Consider the following 22,684-nt stretch of genomic DNA (forward strand, 5'->3'; position numbering starts at 1 on the left):
CATCACATGAATCCCCTCTTCACTTATGATAAATTAAACATGATTGAATCAATGGATAAGGAGTGAATGTTCAATGGCTGATAAAGAACAACTAAAGCAAGACATTTTAGATGCTTACCATTTCAGACACGCAACAAAGGAATTCGATCCAAACAAGAAAGTATCCGATGACGATTTTCGATTCATTATGGAAACGGGGCGTCTGTCCCCAAGCTCATTTGGTTTCGAGCCTTGGAGATTCGTCGTCATTCAAAATCCCGAACTGAGAGAAAAGATCAAGAATACCGCTTGGGGTGCATACGGAAAACTGCCTGAATCCAGTCATTTCGTCGTGATCCTCGCCAGAACGAAAAAAGATACGAAATACGATTCACAATACTTACAGGATCATTTTAAAAACGTGAAAAACCTGCCAGAAGATCATATGGCAAAATACTTGGAAAAAATCGAGCAGTTCCAAAAGGTTGATTTCGATTTATTGGAAGGCGATCGTCCCTTATACGACTGGGCCGGAAAGCAAACCTATCTAGCCCTTGGTAATATGATGACAGCAGCCGCTCAAATCGGTGTGGACTCGTGTCCAATCGAAGGCTTTGACATTGGAAAAATGAATGAGCTTTTAGATGAAGAAGGATTGTTGGAAGATGGCCGTTTCAGTATCTCGGTCATGGTGGCATTCGGTTACAGAGTGAAGGATCCTGCACCGAAAACGCGTCGATCTTATGAGGATATCGTGAAGTTCGTTTAATGAAAAGAAAAGGAATCTGGTTTAACTGCCCAGATTCCTTTTTTCATTTACCCAGCTTCTATTTTAAAAGATTCTTCCAATTCTATATAAACCGTCGTGCCTCTATTCAATTCACTTTTCACTTGAATATTACCCTTCATAGAATGAACAATAATGTTTGCCGCCATTACCCCTAAACCAGTTCCCTCGTCTTTCGTCGTAAAAAATGGTTCTCCAAATCGTTGAATCTGCTCCTTGGTCATCCCTAATCCTGAATCAGTTACGGCAATAATAAGGTTTTCACTCACAATCATCTCTACAGAAAGCTTCCCGCCTTGTGGCATGGATTCTATAGCGTTATTCATAATATTCCCGATACATTTCCGAAAACTATGGGCCTGGCCTTCTACATATATATCATCAATGAGTTGATGACTAAATGAAACATGTTGAGCCAATGGTTCTATCATCTCTATCAGTTCCACAATCGAATGTTTTACATTGATCCGCTCTATTTTATCAGGTGTTGAGTTGGTAAAGGTGAGATAGTCTTCTATGACGTGAGTAGCTTGATCTATTCCGTTCAAGGATAAATCAATAAACTGCTTTTGAAGTTCTTCATCTTTTTCCTCACGCACCAGCTGCAGGAATCCTTTGGAAGAAGTTAAAGGATTTCGCACCTCATGGGAGATACTTGCCGCTAATTGACTTACAACCTGAAGCTTTTCATGTTGAGACAATGTTCTTCTCATTATGATTAGCTTTCGGATCATTTCAGCAATCATAACTGAAATAATGGTTGCGACTAAAGGAATGAGCACAAGATATATGTATTCGTTCCTCGAGATTTCAGCTTCATAGACATATCCAAACACCAGATTGAATACAGTCATGCTAAAACAGATCACTACAGTGAAAAACATTTTCACTTTTTTCTTAGCACGTAGAAACCCCTTAGAAAACGCTGCCAAAATTAAAAATGTAATAAAATAATTCAGAATGACAAGGTGAATAAGTTCACTACCGATAAACAAATATCGTAATAAAATGATGACCATCATTAATACGAAGGAAACCAGTGGACCAAAATATAAACTGGCCAAGAAAAAAGGAATCCTTCTTAAATCCACATAAACACCGGCCGTAAGCTTATAACTAAACAAAACACATAACAGTATCGTAAAGGTTGAAAGAAATATGACGATACCTTTTGAAGGGGCCTTCTTTTTGAAATCAAAATACAATGCAAAGGCTAGTAGCCCTACAATAATAAATAAAAAGTTTAATAATAAGTTCGTTAAAGGAGAATCAATCATATGAAAACACCCCCTATCTCATTTCTATCAAAATTATTGGTCAGGAGTGAATTTTTTGACTACAATTCGTTACCTCTTCCTTTAATAATTGAGTGGAGGCAGAGCTTCCCCCAATCAATTCACCTTTCTCATTAAATAATGGATGACAGGTAACGTCATACTCATAAGTACTATCTGATAGGGGAAAGGAGATTTTCTTTCTAATCGATTTACGTTGTTTGATGACCTCTTGTTTTATTCTCATTAGCTCTCTGGTTCCATCATTATCTTCTAGCTCTACATCGCTTCTGCCAATCACGAAAACAGGATCGAAATCCGGGTGGGGATTAAAAATCCAAGTATATCTGAGCTCTCGATCAAAATGGGCAACAATCATGGGGGAATCTTGCAGGGCAAAATAAAATGGACTTACCTCCAATTCGAAGATGGAAACATGAAAGTTCAGTAGATTGGCCAAGTCTTCTGCCAGCTTCCTACTTGGTACTCTCACACCATTTTCTATCTTTGAATAATAGGATCTGTCGATGTGAACTAGTTGTGCAATCTCTTCTTGGCTATATCCTTTGATTTTTCTTAATCTTTCAAGCCAATTTCTTTTCTGCTGACTCACTCGCATCCCTCCTATAAAGCAACCTTTCTAGTTCTATTATACTGATTCTAATTTCAAAAACTATGTGACTATTTTGTCACTATTGCAAAAAAACGTAAAACCGACTAAAAGGCCCATAATTAAGGAAAAATCAGAAAATATTTTCTAGTAAACTGGTAGAATATCTTCAGCATTCTTTCTGTCAAAAAAAAGAACCTTAGGGATACTCCCCAGGTTCTCCTATTATTTACTAAACCAATCCGCTCCCTCATCCATATGAACAAACGGAATATCTGTATCAACTTCTCCCTTAATCTGATTAAGAGAAACATCCTCCCCTTCAAGCCACTTGCCAAAATCAAACACAACCGGTTCCCGATCTCCCCCCAGGGCAAACCATGCTTTCATTTCGTTAGGAAAATAAGCCGATGTATGGATGGTGCCTGCCCAGCTTCCGTATAAATCAGAGAATACGCCTTTATCCGTGTCATTCATTAAGCGGAAAGCTTCATGGGCATCCGTAGCCTGCTTATCTTGAATGATACTCAATCGACGTTTCGAATCCACCAGATGATTTCTATTTTCATGCTTCATCACTTCAAAATGATTCGTACACGCATTCGACTGCCGAATCTCCACGCCACGAGGGGAAGTCTCAACGATAAACGTTTCACCGCTTCTGTCATACACGACATAACTAAACGAGTGCCGGTGAGGAATTTCTTTTAGCATGTCAACAGCTTCAGATACATCCCTAGATGACTCCAGAATCAATCGCCCGATCATACAGCAAATGAAACCATCCCCCGGGTTTTTCCGATGCATGAAGTTATATCCAATCGCCAATCCTTTTTCATTCATGCCGTCCATTCGTCCCGTCACCCGCTGACTCGGTCCGATGATACTATATCCCCCGTCCGTCGGCTGGTAAAATGTATACCTTCCCTCATACGTTTTCGGGTGATAATCATAATTCCGGATCAAATAATTTTCACCCGTCATAATCGAGCAGCCCGACTTCGTATATTCAACACGGTATCCTCCAAACTCCTGAAGCACTCTCTCCAGCGGCCACGCGAGCGCTTCCTGTAATCCGGTGAGCTCGTTCCATACACCAGGAGCAAATCTCAGTATCGCGCGCTTCGCTTCCTCTATGTTTATTGAGAAACGGGGCTTTCTTACCTTCCATTGGTTCTCGCGATTTCTCACCGTGATAGAATCCTTTATCCTTAACCCCTGCATATAACCAAAATCGTAATGAGATCCACGGAACTGAATCACATCGCTATGTATTGTTTTCATGCTAAAACCTCTTTTTGTCAGAATGTATTCTATAAGGATAATAGAATGGATGAGAAAAAGAAAGAAATCGGAATCCTGCTATACACGCCTATCTACGGGAAGAAAAACCATTATCACAAAGCATATGACAAACGCCATCCCCGATACCAACAGCCCTAGAAAGAACCCCACTGAGGTCATAACACCGTCCTCACCTGGATACTGAGGTACATACGTGACCCATTGATACACGATGAACAAAAATAGGCATAAATAGAAACTGCTTCCCACCATACCTGCCTTCAGTCGCCCACCCTTCTCCCATTCTTTCGCACTTCCAACTGAACTCCACACCAGAATACTCATCACAACAGCAGCCAACATGATAACAAGGTGAAGGTATGGAATCATCATTAAGGTAAGACCATACAATATCAATCCTGTTGTACCGAATAAAACAAGATTCATCCCAAATAAAAAACATCCGACTGCCCAAGGATTTTGAAACCACTCATACTTATTTAGTTTATGAATCCACTTAAACGAATAGCTTTTCTCACTCGGCTTTCTCATGAAGATTAAAACCCCAACAAGCCCTAAAACGATAATCAAAGTCACCGGCCATTCCTCCCTCATACACGAAGATTCTATGGTTTATTTTACCATATCCTTCTAGAATTATGGTGCATCGTGAGAAATGTACCCGGTACAAATTCAACGTTCTGTGCCTGGTACACCCTTCCCCCCTTCGTTCAGCTGCTGAATTCCCCTCAATTATCAGCAGCTGAATGACATAATAAAGGAACGGCCCAAACGACCGTCCCTTCTTTTCCATCATTTCTTCTCAATAATTTCATCGATAATCCCATATTTCTTCGCTTCATAGGCACTCATGAAATAATCACGATCCGTATCAAGGGCAACTTTTTCAACGGGCTGGCCTGTTTTTTCAGCAATGATTTCGTTGATGTGCTGTCTTAGCTTCAGGATCCTCTTAGCTGAAATCTCCAAATCTGTTGCCTGCCCACGGGCGCCGCCTAATGGCTGGTGGATCATGATTTCGCTGTTTGGTAAGGCAAAGCGCTTCCCTTTTGTCCCCGCGAGCAAGAGCATCGCTCCAAAGGAAGCCGCCATTCCCGTACAGATCGTTCGAACGTCGGGACTTATATAGTTCATCGTATCAAAGATGGCGAATCCTGCTGAAGTGGAGCCACCCGGGCTGTTGATATATAAGGAAATATCTTTCTCCGGATCGTCTGCAGCAAGGAATAACAATTGGGCGACTATGCTGTTTGCCATCTGGTCATTCACTTCATCACTCACCATGATGATCCGGTCTTTTAACAATCGTGAGTAAATATCGTAGGATCGTTCCCCTTTGCTTGACTGTTCAATGACATAAGGTATGGTATTCATCCTTACTTCCTCCTTCATTCGTTATGCAGCTAGTGAGAGGACGCTTGAAGGAGAGCCAGACGTTCTTACAAATCGACCTTGGGCAGGATCATGTGCAAGCAGGATTGGAATGTATGCTAAAAGGAGACTGGGATCCTGTGCCATCAGACTGCGGTATAAAATCGCGTTCAACTCTTCCTGAAGGGCTTCATCCCAGTAAGGTTGAATCCCGCCTCCGTCTTCATTACCGGAGAATTTCTTAAGCCTTGCCCTCGATCGATTCAGCAAGGCTTTCACAGCGGTTTCCGTCATCCCCAGAACATCTGCCACTTCAGAAATCTTGTATTGAAACGCTTCTTTTAGAACAAAGGTGACTAACTGTTTTGGGGTCATCTTCCTTGAAAGCTTTTCAATGATTTCAAGACTGATCCCCTCTTTCGTTTCTTCAGCCTTCACTTCTGGAATTTCGCCAATCGATTCCTTACTCTGTTTACGGACTTTATCCACCCATAGATGATAAGCGATTTTATTAAGTAAAGATGACCTCCACTGCTGAGCAGGGTAATGATTCAGTGCCTTACAGATGGACTCTTGAGCCAGGTCCTCACCGTCCCATTTGCTCTTCGTCAGAAAATAGCAGTATCGATAGAGCTTTTGAACAAGCTCTTCCATGTCTTGATCGTTAGGCTTTCGTTCATTCATTTTTAAGCCAGACCTCATTTGCATCGTCCTCACTCCTTTAAATCCTCTCATGCTTATAACGGATGAATTGGTCAAAAAGATATGGGTGAAAGGTATTTTTATCTTTATTATATCCAACAGTACTTGAATGGGTAATAAATTGGTTTATGCAGCGTGAGTTATGCTAAAGTTGATTCATAAAACAGGTAACGGAAAAGAGGATTAGTTATGATTTCAATACTTGTCGTGGATGACGATCCCCATTTACGTAAACTTATACGTGTTCATTTGGAGCAGAATGGCTACGCCGTTACTGAAGCACATGACGGGGATGCAGCCTCTGTCATTCTTGAAGCACAATCGATCGATCTCGCGATTGTCGATTTGATGATGCCGAATAAGGATGGGTTTCAATTAGCGAAGGAAATCAGGGAGAACTACGATATCCCGATTATTATTTTGACCGCCAAGGACAGTCTTACGGATAAAGCAAAAGGTTATGAAGCCGGCACCGATGATTATATGGTAAAGCCCTTTGAAAAAGAAGAGCTTCTCTTTCGTGTACAGGCGATCCTGAGGAGATTTCATCGTGCCGCTCCCCAGAAAATCCGTCTCAATGACATGATCCTTGACAAACGATCGTACGAAGTGAAGGACGGATCAAAAATAATCATCCTTCCTCTTAAGGAATTTGAATTATTATATTATTTAGCAAGCTTCCCTAACAGAACCTTTTCACGGGAAGAGATCATTCAACAAGTATGGGGAATGGATTTTGAAGGGGATGACCGAACGATTGATGTCCATATTAAAAGGCTGCGTGAACGGTTCCGGCACTCCCATGATTTCTTGATCACCACTGTACGTGGAATCGGCTATAAATTGGAGGTGACCTAAAATGCGCTCCCTGTATGTCCGGATTGTTGTCGTCACCCTTCTTATCATGATGACGAGCAGTATCATCGCCTTCATCGGTTCCAATCTTTACTATCAGCATATATTAAAGCCTTCAAATGATGAAAAAAACACTGAAATCGCGAAAGATATCGTTGATTTATATCATGCAGCATCACTGGACGCCCCTGCGTTCTTTCAGAAAACGGCGAAGCTCAGCTATCAATTTTATGTAACAGATGGCAATGCTCCTGGAACATTTTACGGAGAAGACTTTCGTGATCAAAGTATTTCTCCCGAAATTGTAGAAACGGTCGTGAATGGATCCACTTACCATGGAATTGCGAATTATCCCTCTACCACATTTGTGACTGGATTTTTCTCAAATGAATTAACCAATAGCATTGGTGTTCCTATTGACATCGATGGAAAACCTCATGCCCTGTTCATGAGACCCAATGTGAAACAACAGTTTAATGAAATTCATATTCTTTTATCCGTCCTGCTTGTATTCACAATACTTCTCAGCATGCTGATCGTTTTCTTCAGTACCCGCTACCTTGTGAAACCGATCCGTGAATTGACGAATGCCACGAAGAAAATTGCCGGTGGTGAGTATTCGATTCAATTGAATCAAAACCGAAAGGACGAAATCGGTACCCTTGCCCGCTCCTTTACTTCCATGAGCCGGCAGCTGATGCAGGTGGAGAATATGCGACAGGAGTTCGTTTCAAATGTTTCCCATGAAATCCAGACGCCCCTGTCCTCCATGAAGGGCTATGCCAATCTGCTTCTCTCCCCTTCCTTGTCAGAAGAGGATCGGGAACATTACTTAAAAGTGATTGAATCAGAAAGCAATCGGCTGTCGAAGCTGAGTAAGCAGCTGTTGACCCTCGCTTCTCTCGATAAGGACAATGGATTGATTCAACATGAACCCATCAACATGACTCAATTGCTCCAAAATCTCATGAAACAAACACGATGGCTGTGGGAAAGAAAAGACCTCGCTGTGTCCCTGGAAGCCGATGGTGTTACTTATAACGGCCACGAAGAGCTGCTCTATCAAGCATTTGAGAACCTCTTGGCAAATAGCATCAAATACACTCCCCCAGGGGGCGAAATTAACCTGTTCCTTCACAAACATCAACAGGGGTTCAGATTTATTATTGAAGACAGCGGAATCGGAATTTCTCCTGAACACCAGGAAAAGATATTTGAACGTTTTTACAAAGTGGATGCCTCACGGAGCAAAGAAAAGGATAGCAGCGGCCTTGGTCTTTCTATAGTCAAAAAGATCATCACCCTGCACCAAGGTGAAATCCATGTCGAAAGCAGGGCCAATAAAGGAACCACCTTTACAGTGATTCTTCCTTAATCCGTTGTTCATCTTCCGTTCATACTTCTCTTTTATCATAAGGGAGAAGTTATGAAAGGGAAGGTGATTTTTTTGTTTCTGGCATGGAAAGAATTGCGTTATGCGAAGATGAAGTTTTTATTAATGATTGGCATCATCACTTTAATCACAAGCCTGGTCCTATCGATCTCAGGACTTGCCAATGGATTATCGGTTGATAATGCTTCGGCTATAAAGAATATGCCTGCTGATACCTATGTCGTGAAAACGGGCGACACACATCAGCTTGAACGGTCACAGTTAACCGAACAAGATATTTCTTCGATAAAAGGGGGATCCCCTCTTGGACTGAAAATGGTAGAGATCAATCAGGGAGACAAGACAGTGAATGTAAGCCTATTTGGCGCTGATCCCGAGAGTGCTTTCATGCCAACGACGGCAGAACACGCAAAGCTTGCGCCCTATGAGGTCCTTGCCGATCCTGGCCTGAAGAAAGAAGGGTTTGAGATTGGGGATTCTTTCACCTATGACGACAAAGAGTGGACGATCAAGGGATTTACTGAAAAACGATTCAGTTACGGACACACCCCGGCCATTTTTACATCTCTGGAAACATGGGAGGATCTTTTTGGAGATTCGTCCGTTTACCAAGCCGTTTTATTTACCAATGAAAAAACGATCGACACACCTTCAAAAATGGAGTCGGTGTCTAAAGAAGAGATACTATCCAATGTGCCTGGCTATTCTGCAGAACAAGGTTCTCTAAATATGATGGTGATCTTTCTGCTCATCATATCAGCGATTGTCTTAGCCACCTTCTTCTATGTGATGACCCTGCAAAAGCTCCACCAATACGGTGTTTTAAAGGCGATAGGGACGAAAGTGAGCGTTCTACTCCGTTCATTATTCGCGCAAATCTCAACCCTTACCATCGCCGGCATCGTTGCAGGGAATGTCGTTACCTATGGACTTACATTCGTGATTCCGGCAGGCGTACCTTTTGAATTATCCATCACCATGATTCTATCCAACAGTGCATTAATCCTACTGATGGCGTGGATCGGTTCACTTTTATCCTTTAGAAGCATTGTGACTGTGGATCCATTACAAGCAATCGGGAGTGTGAAATAAGATGACGGCCATTTTAGAGTTACATGATGTGAGCAAAACATATGAACAGGGAAATGAGAAGCTGACGGTATTGGACCATGTATCCATGAAGGTGAATCCAGGTGAGTTCGGTGCCATATTGGGCCCTTCCGGATCGGGAAAAAGTACGCTTCTCTCCATCATAGGAGCCTTGACCAGCCCATCCAGTGGTGAAGTGAAAATGAACGGGCGAAACGTCCACAATCTAAACGAGAAAGAACAAACATCCCTTCGCCTCAAAGAAATCGGTTTTATTTTCCAACAATCAAACCTGGTTCCTTTTTTAACCGTGGAAGAGCAATTAGTGTTTGTGGGAAAGCTGAATAAACAAGGAGAAAGTCTTCGGAAACGAGCAGGGGAATTATTGTCCCATCTCGGAATGGCAGAACGCTTGTCCCATTACCCTGAACAGCTGTCAGGTGGCGAACAGCAGCGGGTTGCCATCGCCCGTGCCCTCATGAATGAACCGAGGTTGATCCTTGCAGATGAACCTACTGCAAGCCTGGATCAAGCCCGCGGCAAGTCCGTGGTGGAGCTTCTCGCCAAGGAAACGAAGGATAGAAATATCGCCACCATCATGGTGACCCATGATGAAACGATGATCAGATATTGTGATTGGGTGTACCGGATGACGTGAGAAGTAAGTGCCTGGCTATAAAGAGTCAGGCACTTTTTTTCATGAAGTCCTTTTATCCAACAATTCCTTTAACTTCTCCGGGTCATCCACTCGCAGGGCAACCTCCGATACCAGCTGCTTTCTTCCCATAAACATTGTCGCTTCTACTGGTTTCTTCAGAAACAGGACCACCTGTGGACAAATTTCTTCAAAATCTTTATGCATGAAAACAAGTGCCTCTTTGCCCGGTTCCCTACCCCATTCGATTTTTTCGATTTGATTAAGAGGCAATCCTATTCGTTGCATCAATCCCTGCGTTACATAAAGATGACCATTTTTCACTTCCAGTGGATGGAGTCTGGTAATCTGAATTTCAGCTATAAACAATAGAACAGTATAAACGTTCAGAATCAAAAGAATGAAAGACAGAATCGGGAGCTTGGAATGAAGCCACCAGTGGATCCCGATCGTCTCGATCACGACGGCGTGGATAAGCATGATATTCATGGCAACGGCACTCGTCTTGTGATGCATCGTTACAGCACCATCATGGACAACCGGCTTGCGGCGCCAGCTGAATAAGGCATAGTAAACCATCAACACTTCTGAAAATCCAGCAGTGATCCTATGACTACTCCCCTCTCCAATTCTATTGATAGAAATCGTTGAACCACCGGTTGATATAATAAAAGATTACTAAGGAGAACGACACCTAACAAGGCGATTGCCCATTTGGCCAATTTCGTTTCGCGCAGTACCATGAAAACTCCCCTCCCCGCAATAAATTCCATATACTTACATTATAACTCTGCCAGCTTTCTTCGGAAATCCTCATCTCTCAATATTCTTAAATTAAATCCGTTTAAATTGTTCGAGATCTTCTGACGCTCCACTTCCTCGAGATCATTGGCAAAAAAGACGATCTCCGTCGAGTTTCCACCTTTATCGGTTGCGTACGCAGCATTGGTGGCAACGAATAATGTAGATCCGCCTTTTTGCCCTCCATGCATTAACCATTCCTGGTTCTTGGGATTCTCCATCATTCCTTCCATCACCGCATCCAATCTTTCCTGTATTCCTTTTGAAAAATACGTCTTTGAATTCATTTTTCTCATGATTTCTGCATATTCAGCCGTCGTACTTTTCGTCAGTCTGTCTGACCATATTTTCTGCAGGGACTTGTTGGTGTGTATACTTTCAATATATATGTGCTTTTCGCCTTTTCTTAATGAAGTGAAAATAAGATGGGAAAGCTCGATGTATTCCTCTTTAGACATGTCTCTCAGTTTGCTTTCTATCTGTTTCTCTGAATAAGCAGGATACTTATTTTTTATATAAGTAGGGATCAGCATGGATGAACTGATGGGGAACAGAGGATCATGCTGTTTCATTTTCATCTCTTCCCGCAATTCATTGATGTTGTCAATCCCCAGAAGGTTCATCATATATTCGGTATTAGCATTGGAGCTGAATAAAATCATGCCTTTCACGACGTTTTCCAGAGTTGATGACCCGTCTCGAAGCACCCCTTCCCCTTTGGAGTATTCAATCCAGGCTTCATGCGCTCCACCGTCGGTACCAGGAATATAATACTGATCTAGTTCTTCTAATGATATCTTTTTTGATGGAACTAAATTTCCTTCCTCACACTGTTTCGCGTACTCGATCGCAATCATGATTTTCACCGTACTTGCTAACGGGATCATTTCATTTTCCCTCATAGCGGATAGGGTTTGCCCGTTCCTTGATACGGTTAAGCTGCTATTACTGTGGTTCTTTAAGTAGTTTAATAGATATTCTGGATCTTCTTTAGTTAAATAGTGTCTTGCTGCAACGAATACACCGATTCCAATGACAAAACAAACACCGACTATAATGAAAGCAATCTTCATTCCATTCACTCCTGTCATAACCTTGATAGTTTATCTACGAACGGAAAATGGAAAATGTTTCATTTTATCTCCATAAAAAATGAGTTGGGACAAAACTAAAAAATCACGAAATAAAGACGAACAATAGAAGTGTAGGTTATTAATACCGCTAATGATTTCCGTGCAAGACTACGCTTTCCGCGGGTAGCCCGTGAGCCTCCTCGGCAAGCCTGCGGGGTCTCACATAAGCTACTTTTCCCGCAGGAGTCTTCGTCTTGCACTCCAATCAACCGCTGGAGACTGCTAAAATCAAATGGACCAAAAATAAATAATAAACCCGAACCAATCTGCCTACTAAGAAGCGGATTTGTTCGGGTTTTACTTAGACTAAAACACTTTTGTCCCAGCCTCAATTGTCGATTATACTTCCTGCCTTTTGGCTGCTTGATTATTTTTCAAAAACATATAAAACGAAGCAGCAAAGATGATGACGTATCCGATGATGCTTAATGCGTCAGGAATCTGTCCGAATAAGAAGATGCTGATCATGGCAGAATACACGACCGTCGAATAGAAGAAAATAGATATTTCCCTTGCAGGTGCGAACTTGTAGGCCATCGTGATTCCGAACTGACCAACTGTCGCGAAAACGCCGGCGGATAACAGGTAAATCCACTGCTGAGCGCTCATCGGTTCATAAAATCCGATGACAAATGGTAGCAGGACGACCGTCGTAAAGAATGAGAAGTAAAAAACGACCGTATAAAACTTCTCCCTGCTCCCTAATACGCGTAGGACCGTATAGGCACCGGCTGCGAATATAGCGGAAAACACTCCTGCCAAATATGGAATCACATCAAAGGAGAACGCCGGTTTAATGATGAACAGTGTTCCAATGAATGCAATGATGATCGCCACCACTTGAAACACCTTCGTTCGTTCCTTCAGGAAGATGGCCGAGAAGATGATGGTCAGAAATGGACTGAGCTTGTTCAACATATCGGCATCGGATAACACCAGATGATCAATCGCATAGAAGAACAAGACGATCCCGACAGCCCCCAAGCTTGAGCGCAGCAGAAGCAGCTTCTGATTTTCTTTCTTCCCGAATAAACGTTCTTTATGATACCGGACAAAACCGAATGCGATGAATGCAGAAACAATGTTCCTGAAAAATGTTTTTTGTATCGTCGGCACATCTCCTGACAGCTTCACAAAGGCCGCCATCAGTGAAAAACCAAACGCTGATAGAAGTAATAGGAGTATTCCTTTATTTCGATTTGACATGACTTCCTCCAATTTCATTTGCCAATAGTAGGATCAATTGAGTGAATTAATTTTGGCAACTTAGATAGTGTAACAAATTTATGATGATTTATGGAGAATTTAAACTTATGTAATAGAACCTATTTTTGATATGAATTTTGACACTATTAACCTTCACTTGAAACATATTTTATAGGGAAAAAGGATATTTAAGCAACGACCGAAATACATATCAATAAGTGATTCCATATAAAGGAGGAATATGATGCTTAAAAAATTCGTCGATCCACTCCCTGTTATGGAAACGATTCAGCCCTCTTCTTGTGGAAAGAATACGTTATTTTTTGAAGTTTCCATGAAAGAAGTCATGCAGAAACTGCACAGTGATTTACCACCGACTAAAGTATGGGGCTATAATGGACGATTCCCCGGTCCCACTTTTAGAGTGAAACGCAATCAAACCTTGCAGGTATTATGGAAGAATGAACTTCCAGAGGAACATTTCCTCCCCGTCGATTCAACCGTTCACGGGGCGGAAAAGGAGAACCCCGAGGTCCGTACCGTGGTTCATCTTCATGGTGGAGCTACCCCTGATACGAGCGACGGTTATCCAGATGCCTGGTTTACAAAGGACTTTAAAGAGGTTGGTCCTTTCTTTGCCGTGAAAGCCTACACTTACCCGAACCAGCAGCCCGCCACTACTCTTTGGTACCATGACCATGCAGTAGGGATCACCCGCCTGAATATATATGCCGGACTCGCAGGTGCTTATATCATCCATGACGAAAAGGAGGGCTCTTTGTCCCTCCCCCAGGTGCCATACGATATTCCCTTAGTGATCATGGATCGTTCCTTCAATAAAGATGGATCACTCTATTATCCTTCGCAGCCTGATCCTCCCACTACTGGTGTCAATCCCTCCATCCGCTCTAATTTCTTTGGAGACACGATCTTGATTAACGGGATGGTATGGCCATACTTAGAAGTTCAACCACGCCGCTATCGATTTCGAATGATCAATGCTTCTAATTCCCGGACGTATCAACTCTCACTCTCAAACGATAATCCGTTTATCCAAATCGGTTCCGATCAAGGTCTTCTCCCTGCACCTGTAAACGTCCGGAAGATTTTACTCGCTCCAGCTGAACGGGCGGATGTCATCCTGGACTTCTCTTCCATGAGGGGGCAAGTCATTACCATCCAAAACGATGCGCCGGCACCTTTTCCAACGGGTGACCTCCCCGACCCTGATACGACGGGAGTCCTGATGCAGTTCCGGGTGAGCAAACGACTCTTATGTACAGATACGAGCATGATTCCATCAACATTAAATGCTGTACCAAGGTTGAAAGAGAGAAATGCTTACCAAACCAGAAATCTTCTGTTAAATATGAGTAACGATCAATACAAGCGGGAAATTCACCTTTTAAATAATCAATTATGGTCGGATCCAATTACAGAAATGCCACATCTTTGGAGTATTGAGATATGGAATTTCATCAACGTTACCGAAGAATCACACCCCATCCACTTGCATTTAGTCAGGTTTCAAGTCCTCGATCGGCAGAGATTCGATAAGGAAATCTATCAAACGGAAGGTAGTGTCGTACCCATTGGACCTCGTATCAAACCCGAGGCCAATGAGCAGGGCTGGAAAGATACAGTTTGTGCAAACCCATGGGAAATGACTCGGATCATTGTGCCATTCGGTCCTTATACAGGATTATATGTCTGGCATTGTCATATTTTAGAGCATGAGGATTATGAGATGATGAGGCCGTATGTGGTGATCAAATAACTATGAATACAGAAAGTCTGCCCCTTTTCAGGAGCAGACTTTCTTTAGGAAGACGTGGGGCACACATCAGATTTTTCTTGCCCATCATTCCACAAAAAAAAGGAAGACTGAATTCTCTAATTTCAAAAGAAAACAGTCTTCTTCCTTTTAGCTCTCCAAAATAACTTTGATTCTTTTTAAATCCTTTTTGTTCGCTTTTTTCATCATGGTAGACATAAGAGGCGTCACCCATTTTGAAAAACCAGAGGGCTTTCCTTGATTTCGGAGAGTCATCCTTGTCACTTGTTCATCAAGTGCCTCCCATGTATAGGTGGTTTCCATCGGAAACGGTCCGTCTGCGGTTTTCATCACAAGCTTCCGGCCCGGACTAAACTCCGTGATTTTATAGACGTAGGAAAGGTCCTTCCCTAAGAATCTCGCTTTAAATGCAATTTGAGAGTCAACGGTTAAAGGCTTTTCCGTCACCCATGCTGCCGAATCAATATTTACATACCATTCTGGTGCATTATCCGGATCGGCAGCATACTCTGAAACCTTATAAAGCGGGCAGCGAATCGTTATTTCTGTCAGTACATCTACCATCTTTATCTCCTTTTAAGAACGTACTTCGTTTTTTTATTTCTCTTCTACATATTTTTTCAACAGGGTACCCAGCAGGTAGTTCCACCCTTCTGAATGCTTTTCCTGCCAATCATCTTCAATGACTCCTGATGCTGTATGGGATAACTGAAGGAGCGTGGAATCACCTTTTTCAATCAAACGGTAAGTGTATGCACTATTTACGGCACCCTGCATACCAAGGTGGCCATGGAGACGTATTTCCTCAGGGGCGTTAACGTAATACACCGTTCCCCAAAGTGCCCCTTCGTTTTCACGCCACTTCTCAATGAATTGCCCGCCTGGTACAGGATCAAATGTAAAATGTGAACTAACTCCCTCAGGTGCCAGTTTAAACTCCCACCAATCCCCCGCTTGCTCGGTTAACGCTTTAAATACCTGATCCCTTGGTGCATCTATCATCAATTCTTGTTCAATACGAAATACTTTACTTTGTTCCATTCCTTCTTCTCCTCCTTTGTTTTCTGCTAATGCCCGTAACTTTAAAAGCGAATTGGCGGTAGATTCCATATACTTCCCTACCCACCGATTGTGCATCTCCTGAAGTGGAACCGCGTTAAGGTAATTTCTTCGGTACTTCCCTTCCCGCTTCACCACCACCAAATTCCCTTCCTCCAAAATCGTCAAATGTTTCATGATCGCATATCTTGTCACCTCGGGAAAATGCTCATTCAGTTCACCGGTTGTTCTTGCCGACTGCTTCAACAGGTCCAGGATCTCCCTTCGTATCGGGTGCCCCAGTGCCTTAAATAATGTGGAAAGTTCGTCTTTCATATTTACGATCCTTTCAATGTGATTGATATGTGAATGAATAGTCACATGTATTATGTGACCTAATGGTAACACGTTAGGTGTGAGGAGTCAATCACGTGTTGAAGGTGATTGAGTCGGTGATGGAGAAGTTTTAACACTCCCAGTTTTACAACAAAAAACCTGATCACTGGTGCCAAAACCAGCGATCAGGTCCAGAGTTTTTCATTTGTCATCCACAATAATATACGTAGCTTTAACAGGACCATGCACACCCACAATCAAATTCATTTCAATATCCGCGCTGTTGCTTGGACCTGATATAAAATTCACACAGGATGCGACACATTCACCGCTTGCGATTCTTTTGTGAATGTCCCTTGCCACCTGGGTCATCCTTGGGACGATCGTACTTTTAGGGATGATAGCAATGTAGACAGCAGGAAGCAAGCTCACTGCGCGTCCCTTACCATCGTCACTATATAAGACAACTGTCCCAGACTCTGCAAGTGTGGCATCACTAAAGGTAATACCGATATCAGCAGTCGCTGAATAAGCCAGATTCGCTTCTCCGCCATTTCGATCCCACACGCGGACATCCATCTCGTCGTCTCCTAAATCAGATAGACCGAACTCTGCAAATCGCGGGTCATCCCAGGTCACAACTGTTTTCCCGCCGTACCCCCTTATAAGATGGGGGATCAGCGTGGATAACTCAGACGCAACGGTTTCATGTACGTCGGTATGAATTAACCGGCACTGTTTCTTTAATACGTCAACAAGTTGATCCTGAGAGTAATCTTTGTACACTTCCCATTGGGGGTTGTGACTCCATTGTGGCTTGTCTACATGAGACTTGCGCTCTCTTCCCAGATGACCAGCCAGGTTATTCAAAAACGAATCGCGATTCTTGATGCTACCGATGCTCATCCGCTTTTCCCTCCTTCTTTCTCTTTTTATACCAATCCCTGAATCGATCTTTCTTCGGTGCAGGAAACTCACGTGATTCAGTCCAGTTTTTCAATGGCCCCGGGCCGTTTGAAATCTTCCCGTCTTTTGTAAACGCAGCAAGTGTCGTTGGTGCGAGTCTGGAACCGATATTGTACATGGCTGGTGAAGCCGTTCCGAGACTGAAGGCCTTCATGGATAGATTCTCAAAGATAGGAGCCTTTCCTTCCTTCTCAACGATTTCCTGACGATGACGGAGTAAATGTTCGTGAAGTGGGATTTTCACCGGGCATGCTTCGGTACAGGCTCCGCATAATGTAGACGCATACGGCAGCTCTTTGTAGTCTTCATATCCACCAAGGAGCGGAGACAACACGGCTCCCACAGGACCGGGATAAATCGACCCGTACGAGTGGCCGCCGACATGGCGGTATACAGGACACACATTGATACAAGCTGCACAACGGATGCAATGCAGAATTGACTGAAAGGCGGTTCCCAAGATTTTCGAACGGCCATTGTCGACGATGACAAGGTGAAACTCCTCAGGTCCATCCACCTCCCCTTCTTGTTTAGGACCAGTCAAAGCAGTGATATAGCTGGTCAGCTTTTGTCCGACTGCGGCACGGGTCAGCAGGCTGACGAGGACCTCCATCTCTTCCCAAGTAGGTACAATCCGCTCCATCCCCATTACGGTGATCTGTGTTTTCGGCACCGTCGTCACCATACGGGCATTCCCTTCATTAGTCACGAGTGAAATGGTTCCTGATTCGGCAATGGCAAAGTTACATCCTGTGATTCCAATATCAGCCTGAAGGAATTCTTCCCTTAACTTTTCCCGTGCGAATAAAGCGAGTTCCTCCGGCTTTTCCGTCTTGTCATACCCGAGTTTATTTCGAAATACTTCCCGGATTTGTTCCTTATTTTTATGAAGGGCAGGAGTCACAATATGTGAAGGTGGATCGTGATCATCGACTTGAAGAATCCATTCTCCCAGATCACTCTCTACAACCTCGCAACCCGCTTTTTCCAAGGCTTCATTCATATTGATTTCTTCAGTCACCATGGACTTCGATTTAACGACTTTCTTACCGTCCTTCTTTTTCACAACATTGGTAATGTATTCATTGGCTTCTTCTGCAGTTTCCGCAAAAAATACATGGCCGCCGCGTCCCGCTACATTTTCACTCAATTGCTCAAGGTAATAATCCAGGTTTTCAATGGTATGGGAACGAATTTCTTCTCCAAGCTTACGCCAATCTTCCCAATTCCCCAATTCTTCCGCCGCGTTTAACCGGCCGTTCCGGAAACGCCCTTGGGCAGAGGAAACGGCTCCCCTCATAAACGTGTCGGCAAGCCCGCTTGAAACGCGATCGTTAAAGGATTGATTTCCTATTTTCATCGCCATTTGCCTTCCCCCTTTCTTATCGACTATTCAATACAGAAGCAATATGCATGACCTTTATCGGCTTGCCTTCTCTATCAATTCGTCCACCGATATTCATCAGGCATCCGCAATCGGCACCTATTAAAATATCAGCTTCTGTTTCTTCTACATGCTGCACCTTTTCATCGACCATTTGCTCTGAGATCGGGGTCATCTTCACCGAGAATGTCCCTCCAAACCCACAGCAATCATGATTATGTGGCAGCGATTTCATTTCCAATCCTTCCACATGACTCAGGAGTTTCATAGGAGCTTCCTTCACCCCCAGCAGTCGCGTCATATGGCATGATGTGTGATAGGTGGCCTTCCCGGTCAGCTTCGCACCTACATCCTCGACTCCCAGCACATCCACGATAAATTGAGTAAGCTCATATGTTTTATCCGCTAATTCTTGAGCACGCTTCTCCCATTCCTGATCCCCTTTAAAAAGATGAGGATACTCCTTGAACATGGTTCCACACGATCCGGATGGAGTAATCACATAGTCGGAATTCTCAAAAACGGAAATCATATGCTTCATTGATTCCTTTGCCTTCGCTACATATCCACTGTTATAAGCAGGCTGACCGCAGCACGTCTGCCTCTCTGGAAAATCAACCTCACAGCCAAGCCTTTCAAGTAATTCAACCGTATCCATTCCCACATCTGTCTGAAAAATGTCTATTAAACAAGTCACAAATAATGATACTTTCATAGACTATCACCTATACTTTCCGGAGAATTCATTCGCTGGAATTCTCTGCTAGTTTGCTAATAGTACTAGTGTAAAACGTAGATCGCATTAAGTCAACAGGTCATCAGATGACTTAGTGTGGATTACCTGATGGTATAAAAAGTCGATGCATGCTTTTGTAATTCCTCTTTTAAAAAAGTTGGTATTTCATTCAACAGTTGAAATCCCATTGAATTTTGACTGCTTACTTTATCGACCTATTTAACAGATGAATTCCGGGTAAATTTCAGCTGATTATTTTCCCCGTTTTTTCAGCAGCTGAACATCCTCCCATTTTCTGTAGCTGAAAACAAAGCAAGCTCACCAATAATGGGAGCTTGCTACATGTCCTTTCTTATGCTGTTCTCCCGATTTGATTCAATTCCTTCTTATTTTGTTTTTGTCCTTTTACGATAAAGCTGACAAGTAATACCACGATAACACCGAGGATCAATGTACCTATGTTAAAGCCGATCCCGTTAATCAGGACGTAGCCAATCCCTCCGGCAAATACTACATAAAAGCCCATCGGAATTAACGTTTTTCTTATTAAGTTTCCTTCTTTTCCGATCAATCCTGCAGCAGACGAAGCCGCTACGACATTATGGACGCAAATCATATTTCCTGCAGCCCCTCCCACTGCCTGCAGAGCCACAATCACGGCAGGGGTCGCCAGGATATTATCCGCTACTCCAAATTGAAAAAGGGAAAACATCATATTGCTCACGGTGTTACTTCCGGCAGCAAAGGCACCTATGGCACCGATCGTAGGAGCGGCCAGTGGCCAATAGCTTCCGAACACATTTGAAATCCCTTCGGCTAACACCAGTGGCATACTGGCATACTCTGCAGCGTTGACACCTGAGTTGATGAATACTTGAACCATTGGTACGGCGAAGATTAAAGCCGCCATGGCGCTGACGATCGTCTTAAAGGAATCTTTTACGGCGCGTCCGTAATCTTTCAGATTCATTTTATAAATGAATATGCTGATCAGTGAAACGAAGATAAAGATCGTTCCCGGTATGTTCAATGGTTTTGAGGCAACCGAAATTGCCGTACCAAATACATTGTCTGCAGATAGGACCCAGGCTTGGATCCAGTCTGTGAATGGCAGTGTTTTTAATCTCGTAAGGACTAATAGTACCGCCACTAAAATATAAGGCATCCAAGCTGCAAGGAATGAAATGTTTTTCTTTGGTTTTTCTGTTTCATCAATATTAAGCGACCCATTCCATGTCGGATCCCAGTTTGAGGCTTTGTCAAAGTCCCATGTCCGTTTTGGTACGAATAAACCTTTTTTAGCCGCCGGCACCACGATGGCCAAGCCGACTAAGCCACCGATCAAGGAAGGAAACTCCGGTCCAAGAAGGTTCGCTACAAGCGCATAAGGAACCGTGAACGCCAATCCTGCAAAAAGAGCAAACTTCCAAACAGCCAATCCTTCCCTGATGGACTTATTTTTTCCGAAGAAGTACGTAAGCATCGTGACCATAAAGAGCGGAATGAAGATCCCGATGATCCCATGAATGATGGCGACCTGACCGCCGATTCCATTTATGTAGGCATCCATGGTCGTCCCTTGTTCAGCCACGTATTGCTGCACTAATGGTGAATCCTTTAACCCCGTATTCACTCCGATCAATATGGGAGTTCCAACCGCCCCGAAGGACACGGGAGTCGATTGCAAGATTAAGGCGACCATGACGGCTCCCATGGCCGGAAAACCGATTGCAACCAGGAGAGGACCAACGATCGTCGCTGGCGCTCCCCATCCTGCAGCTCCTTCCAGGAAAGCTCCGAACAACCAGCAAACGATGATCGTCTGCACCCTCCTGTCAGGTGAAATACTCGTGAATCCTTTGCGGATTGTGAAAACAGCTCCACTTTCCTTTAATGTATTTAATAACAGAATCGCTCCGAATACGATGACGGCCACTTCAAGTGCGGTTACAACCCCTTTTACACTCGCAGCTGCAACCTGATTCCCCGGCACCTCCCACACAAACATGGCCATCAGCACGGTCACAATCAACGAAACAGGCATCGCTCTCTTTGCCGGCCATCTTAATACAACCAAAAACAAGAAAACCGAAAAAATAGGCATGGCCGCCAATAAAGCTAGCATACCAACACTCATCATACTTCCCCCTTTAAAAGTGAATAAATTTTCCCACAAACTCCCCAACTAATCATGTTAACAGGTCATCAGATGACCATTATATAATTAACAGTATAATTAAAACGCTTACATACCACAACCTTATTTTTGTAATTTTATAAAAAATCAAGAGGGACGGACCTCCATCAAAGCGCAATCCCTGTTGAATCAAGGTTTGGTCTTTTTGGGAGGTCCGTCCCTCTTAGTCTTGGATGTCCTCGAAGTATTTCATGAGGACTTCTTCGACGCTATGTAGATGGTGGAGCATGAGTTGCTGTGCTTTTTGGCCGTCTTTTGCTTCGATGGCTTCGTAGATGTTTTGGTGTTCCTGGTATAAGCGATCCAAGGTGGATTTTTTTGAATACAGCCAGAGACGGCGCGTTTCCCTCATGGTCGTGACCATCATTTCCGACACATTGTTCATGAGGCCCGTCAGCAGCTCGTTTTGTGAAGCTTTGGCAATCGCCATGTGGAAACGGAAATCCGCTTCTTCCCCCAGTTCTTCATCACTGGCTGAATGCATCTGATCTAAGGCCGTTTTAATTTCTTTTAATTGCTCGTCGGTTCTTCTGGACGCTGCCGCTTCAACGGCACCTACCTCTAATATCCTCCGCACTTCCAGCAATTGTTTCACGTCATCCTTCTTCATTAAGGCTGCTATATATATGGGCAGCGAAAGCATGCTGGAATCGAATTCCCTTACATAGGTACCTTCTCCCTGATGCATTTCAACTAATCCCATCGCCCGTAACGCACTTAAAGCTTCACGCACAGCCGACCGGCCCACCTGAAAATTCTCAGCCAGCTGCTGAACGGAATCCAGCTTGTCCCCTGACTTCAACTGACCCGATTTAATCATATCAATCAAAACCTCAGCCACTTCTTCGTATATTTTTCGCGGTTTAATTCGTTTATAATTCAATCGTTTTCACCCCAATATGTATGTATATATGATTCTATAGTATTATGCGTGGGGGGACAATATTGAAGGAAGGCAGTTATTGGTTGAGAGTAAGCTGGTTTACTTTACTGAGTTAATAATAGTAGGAACTAAATGTTGAGGGATGAGGAAATTTTTCAGTAATGGGCAAATTGAATAGAATCGAACTCG

The 22,684-nt window shown here is 43.3% G+C and carries 23 protein-coding genes; 6 read left to right on the forward strand and 17 right to left on the reverse strand.

The window, feature by feature from the left end; genetic code table 11:
- Nucleotides 1-73 precede the first annotated feature (73 nt).
- The gene (locus TV75_RS16010) at nt 74-748 is read left to right on the forward strand and encodes an NAD(P)H-dependent oxidoreductase (protein WP_044339802.1); all 675 of its coding nucleotides are present in this window, start codon (nt 74-76) and stop codon (nt 746-748) included.
- Between the two features lie 47 nt (nt 749-795).
- On the opposite strand, the gene TV75_RS16015 is transcribed toward TV75_RS16010, so the two are convergent.
- The 6 genes from TV75_RS16015 to TV75_RS16040 form a co-directional block, all read right to left on the reverse strand.
- Entirely contained in the window at nt 796-2,043 is a 1,248-nt protein-coding gene (locus TV75_RS16015; RefSeq protein WP_044339803.1) for an ATP-binding protein, read from the reverse strand.
- Between the two features lie 40 nt (nt 2,044-2,083).
- The gene (locus TV75_RS16020) at nt 2,084-2,653 is read right to left on the reverse strand and encodes a helix-turn-helix domain-containing protein (protein ID WP_437176716.1); all 570 of its coding nucleotides are present in this window, start codon (nt 2,651-2,653) and stop codon (nt 2,084-2,086) included.
- Nucleotides 2,654-2,875: 222 nt separating this feature from the next.
- Nucleotides 2,876-3,934 (reverse strand): C45 family autoproteolytic acyltransferase/hydolase, encoded by a 1,059-nt coding sequence (locus tag TV75_RS16025; RefSeq protein WP_044339805.1) that lies wholly within the window; start codon nt 3,932-3,934, stop codon nt 2,876-2,878.
- 78 nt (nt 3,935-4,012) lie between these two features.
- Nucleotides 4,013-4,531 carry a hypothetical protein gene (locus tag TV75_RS16030; RefSeq protein ID WP_052504584.1) on the reverse strand — a complete coding sequence of 173 codons (519 nt, stop codon included), beginning with the start codon at nt 4,529-4,531 and terminating at the stop codon, nt 4,013-4,015.
- 216 nt (nt 4,532-4,747) lie between these two features.
- Entirely contained in the window at nt 4,748-5,347 is a 600-nt protein-coding gene (gene clpP / locus TV75_RS16035; protein ID WP_301280436.1) for an ATP-dependent Clp endopeptidase proteolytic subunit ClpP, read from the reverse strand.
- A gap of 3 nt (nt 5,348-5,350) precedes the next feature.
- Complete coding sequence (locus TV75_RS16040; protein ID WP_052504585.1) at nt 5,351-6,034, reverse strand: sigma factor-like helix-turn-helix DNA-binding protein; 684 nt, start codon at nt 6,032-6,034, stop codon at nt 5,351-5,353.
- Between the two features lie 183 nt (nt 6,035-6,217).
- Here TV75_RS16040 and TV75_RS16045 point away from each other — a divergent pair, with 183 nt between their 5' ends.
- From TV75_RS16045 to TV75_RS16060, 4 genes are read left to right on the forward strand one after another with little or no spacing between them, the layout of a single operon-like run.
- A complete protein-coding gene (locus TV75_RS16045; protein WP_044339807.1) occupies nt 6,218-6,886 on the forward strand; it encodes a response regulator transcription factor in 669 nt (222 codons plus the stop codon).
- Nucleotide 6,887: 1 nt separating this feature from the next.
- Nucleotides 6,888-8,258 (forward strand): sensor histidine kinase, encoded by a 1,371-nt coding sequence (locus TV75_RS16050; RefSeq protein WP_044339808.1) that lies wholly within the window; start codon nt 6,888-6,890, stop codon nt 8,256-8,258.
- Nucleotides 8,259-8,309: 51 nt separating this feature from the next.
- Complete coding sequence (locus tag TV75_RS16055) at nt 8,310-9,368, forward strand: ABC transporter permease (RefSeq protein ID WP_052504586.1); 1,059 nt, start codon at nt 8,310-8,312, stop codon at nt 9,366-9,368.
- A 1-nt stretch (nt 9,369) separates the two neighbouring features.
- Nucleotides 9,370-10,023: an ABC transporter ATP-binding protein gene (locus tag TV75_RS16060; RefSeq protein WP_044339809.1), complete on the forward strand. Its 654-nt coding sequence runs from the start codon at nt 9,370-9,372 to the stop codon at nt 10,021-10,023.
- A gap of 39 nt (nt 10,024-10,062) precedes the next feature.
- Here TV75_RS16060 and TV75_RS16065 read toward each other — a convergent pair whose 3' ends face one another.
- From TV75_RS16065 to TV75_RS16075, 4 genes are all read right to left on the reverse strand, one after another.
- Complete coding sequence (locus tag TV75_RS16065) at nt 10,063-10,605, reverse strand: hypothetical protein (protein WP_156142479.1); 543 nt, start codon at nt 10,603-10,605, stop codon at nt 10,063-10,065.
- A complete protein-coding gene (locus TV75_RS21905) occupies nt 10,599-10,763 on the reverse strand; it encodes a hypothetical protein (protein ID WP_156142481.1) in 165 nt (54 codons plus the stop codon). The genes TV75_RS16065 and TV75_RS21905 overlap by 7 nt, the downstream gene beginning before the upstream one ends.
- A gap of 39 nt (nt 10,764-10,802) precedes the next feature.
- Entirely contained in the window at nt 10,803-11,894 is a 1,092-nt protein-coding gene (locus tag TV75_RS16070; protein WP_044339810.1) for a serine hydrolase, read from the reverse strand.
- A gap of 399 nt (nt 11,895-12,293) precedes the next feature.
- A complete protein-coding gene (locus TV75_RS16075; protein WP_044339811.1) occupies nt 12,294-13,160 on the reverse strand; it encodes a DMT family transporter in 867 nt (288 codons plus the stop codon).
- Nucleotides 13,161-13,401: 241 nt separating this feature from the next.
- Between TV75_RS16075 and TV75_RS16080 the strand changes: the two genes are divergently transcribed.
- Nucleotides 13,402-14,937 (forward strand): multicopper oxidase family protein, encoded by a 1,536-nt coding sequence (locus tag TV75_RS16080; protein ID WP_044339812.1) that lies wholly within the window; start codon nt 13,402-13,404, stop codon nt 14,935-14,937.
- A gap of 147 nt (nt 14,938-15,084) precedes the next feature.
- Here the strand turns inward: TV75_RS16080 and TV75_RS16085 are convergent, their stop codons facing one another.
- The 7 genes from TV75_RS16085 to TV75_RS16115 all read right to left on the reverse strand — a co-directional run bounded on the left by TV75_RS16085 (nt 15,085) and on the right by TV75_RS16115 (nt 22,495).
- A complete protein-coding gene (locus TV75_RS16085) occupies nt 15,085-15,519 on the reverse strand; it encodes an SRPBCC family protein (protein ID WP_044339813.1) in 435 nt (144 codons plus the stop codon).
- A gap of 33 nt (nt 15,520-15,552) precedes the next feature.
- Nucleotides 15,553-16,329, reverse strand: coding sequence for an SRPBCC domain-containing protein (locus TV75_RS16090; RefSeq protein ID WP_044339814.1), 777 nt, complete (start codon nt 16,327-16,329; stop codon nt 15,553-15,555).
- A 201-nt stretch (nt 16,330-16,530) separates the two neighbouring features.
- Nucleotides 16,531-17,235: a LutC/YkgG family protein gene (locus tag TV75_RS16095; protein WP_044339815.1), complete on the reverse strand. Its 705-nt coding sequence runs from the start codon at nt 17,233-17,235 to the stop codon at nt 16,531-16,533.
- Complete coding sequence (locus tag TV75_RS16100; protein WP_044339816.1) at nt 17,222-18,661, reverse strand: LutB/LldF family L-lactate oxidation iron-sulfur protein; 1,440 nt, start codon at nt 18,659-18,661, stop codon at nt 17,222-17,224. The genes TV75_RS16095 and TV75_RS16100 overlap by 14 nt, the downstream gene beginning before the upstream one ends.
- Before the next feature lie 16 nt (nt 18,662-18,677).
- A complete protein-coding gene (locus TV75_RS16105; protein ID WP_044339817.1) occupies nt 18,678-19,394 on the reverse strand; it encodes a (Fe-S)-binding protein in 717 nt (238 codons plus the stop codon).
- Nucleotides 19,395-19,767: 373 nt separating this feature from the next.
- Nucleotides 19,768-21,552 carry an L-lactate permease gene (locus TV75_RS16110; RefSeq protein ID WP_044339818.1) on the reverse strand — a complete coding sequence of 595 codons (1,785 nt, stop codon included), beginning with the start codon at nt 21,550-21,552 and terminating at the stop codon, nt 19,768-19,770.
- A gap of 223 nt (nt 21,553-21,775) precedes the next feature.
- On the reverse strand, nt 21,776-22,495 hold the full coding sequence (locus tag TV75_RS16115) for a FadR/GntR family transcriptional regulator (RefSeq protein ID WP_044339819.1): 720 nt from the start codon (nt 22,493-22,495) through the stop codon (nt 21,776-21,778).
- Nucleotides 22,496-22,684 lie beyond the last annotated feature (189 nt).

The sequence above is a fragment of the Rossellomorea aquimaris genome (genome assembly GCF_000935355.1).
GTDB classification, from domain to species: Bacteria; Bacillota; Bacilli; order Bacillales; family Bacillaceae_B; genus Rossellomorea; species Rossellomorea aquimaris_B.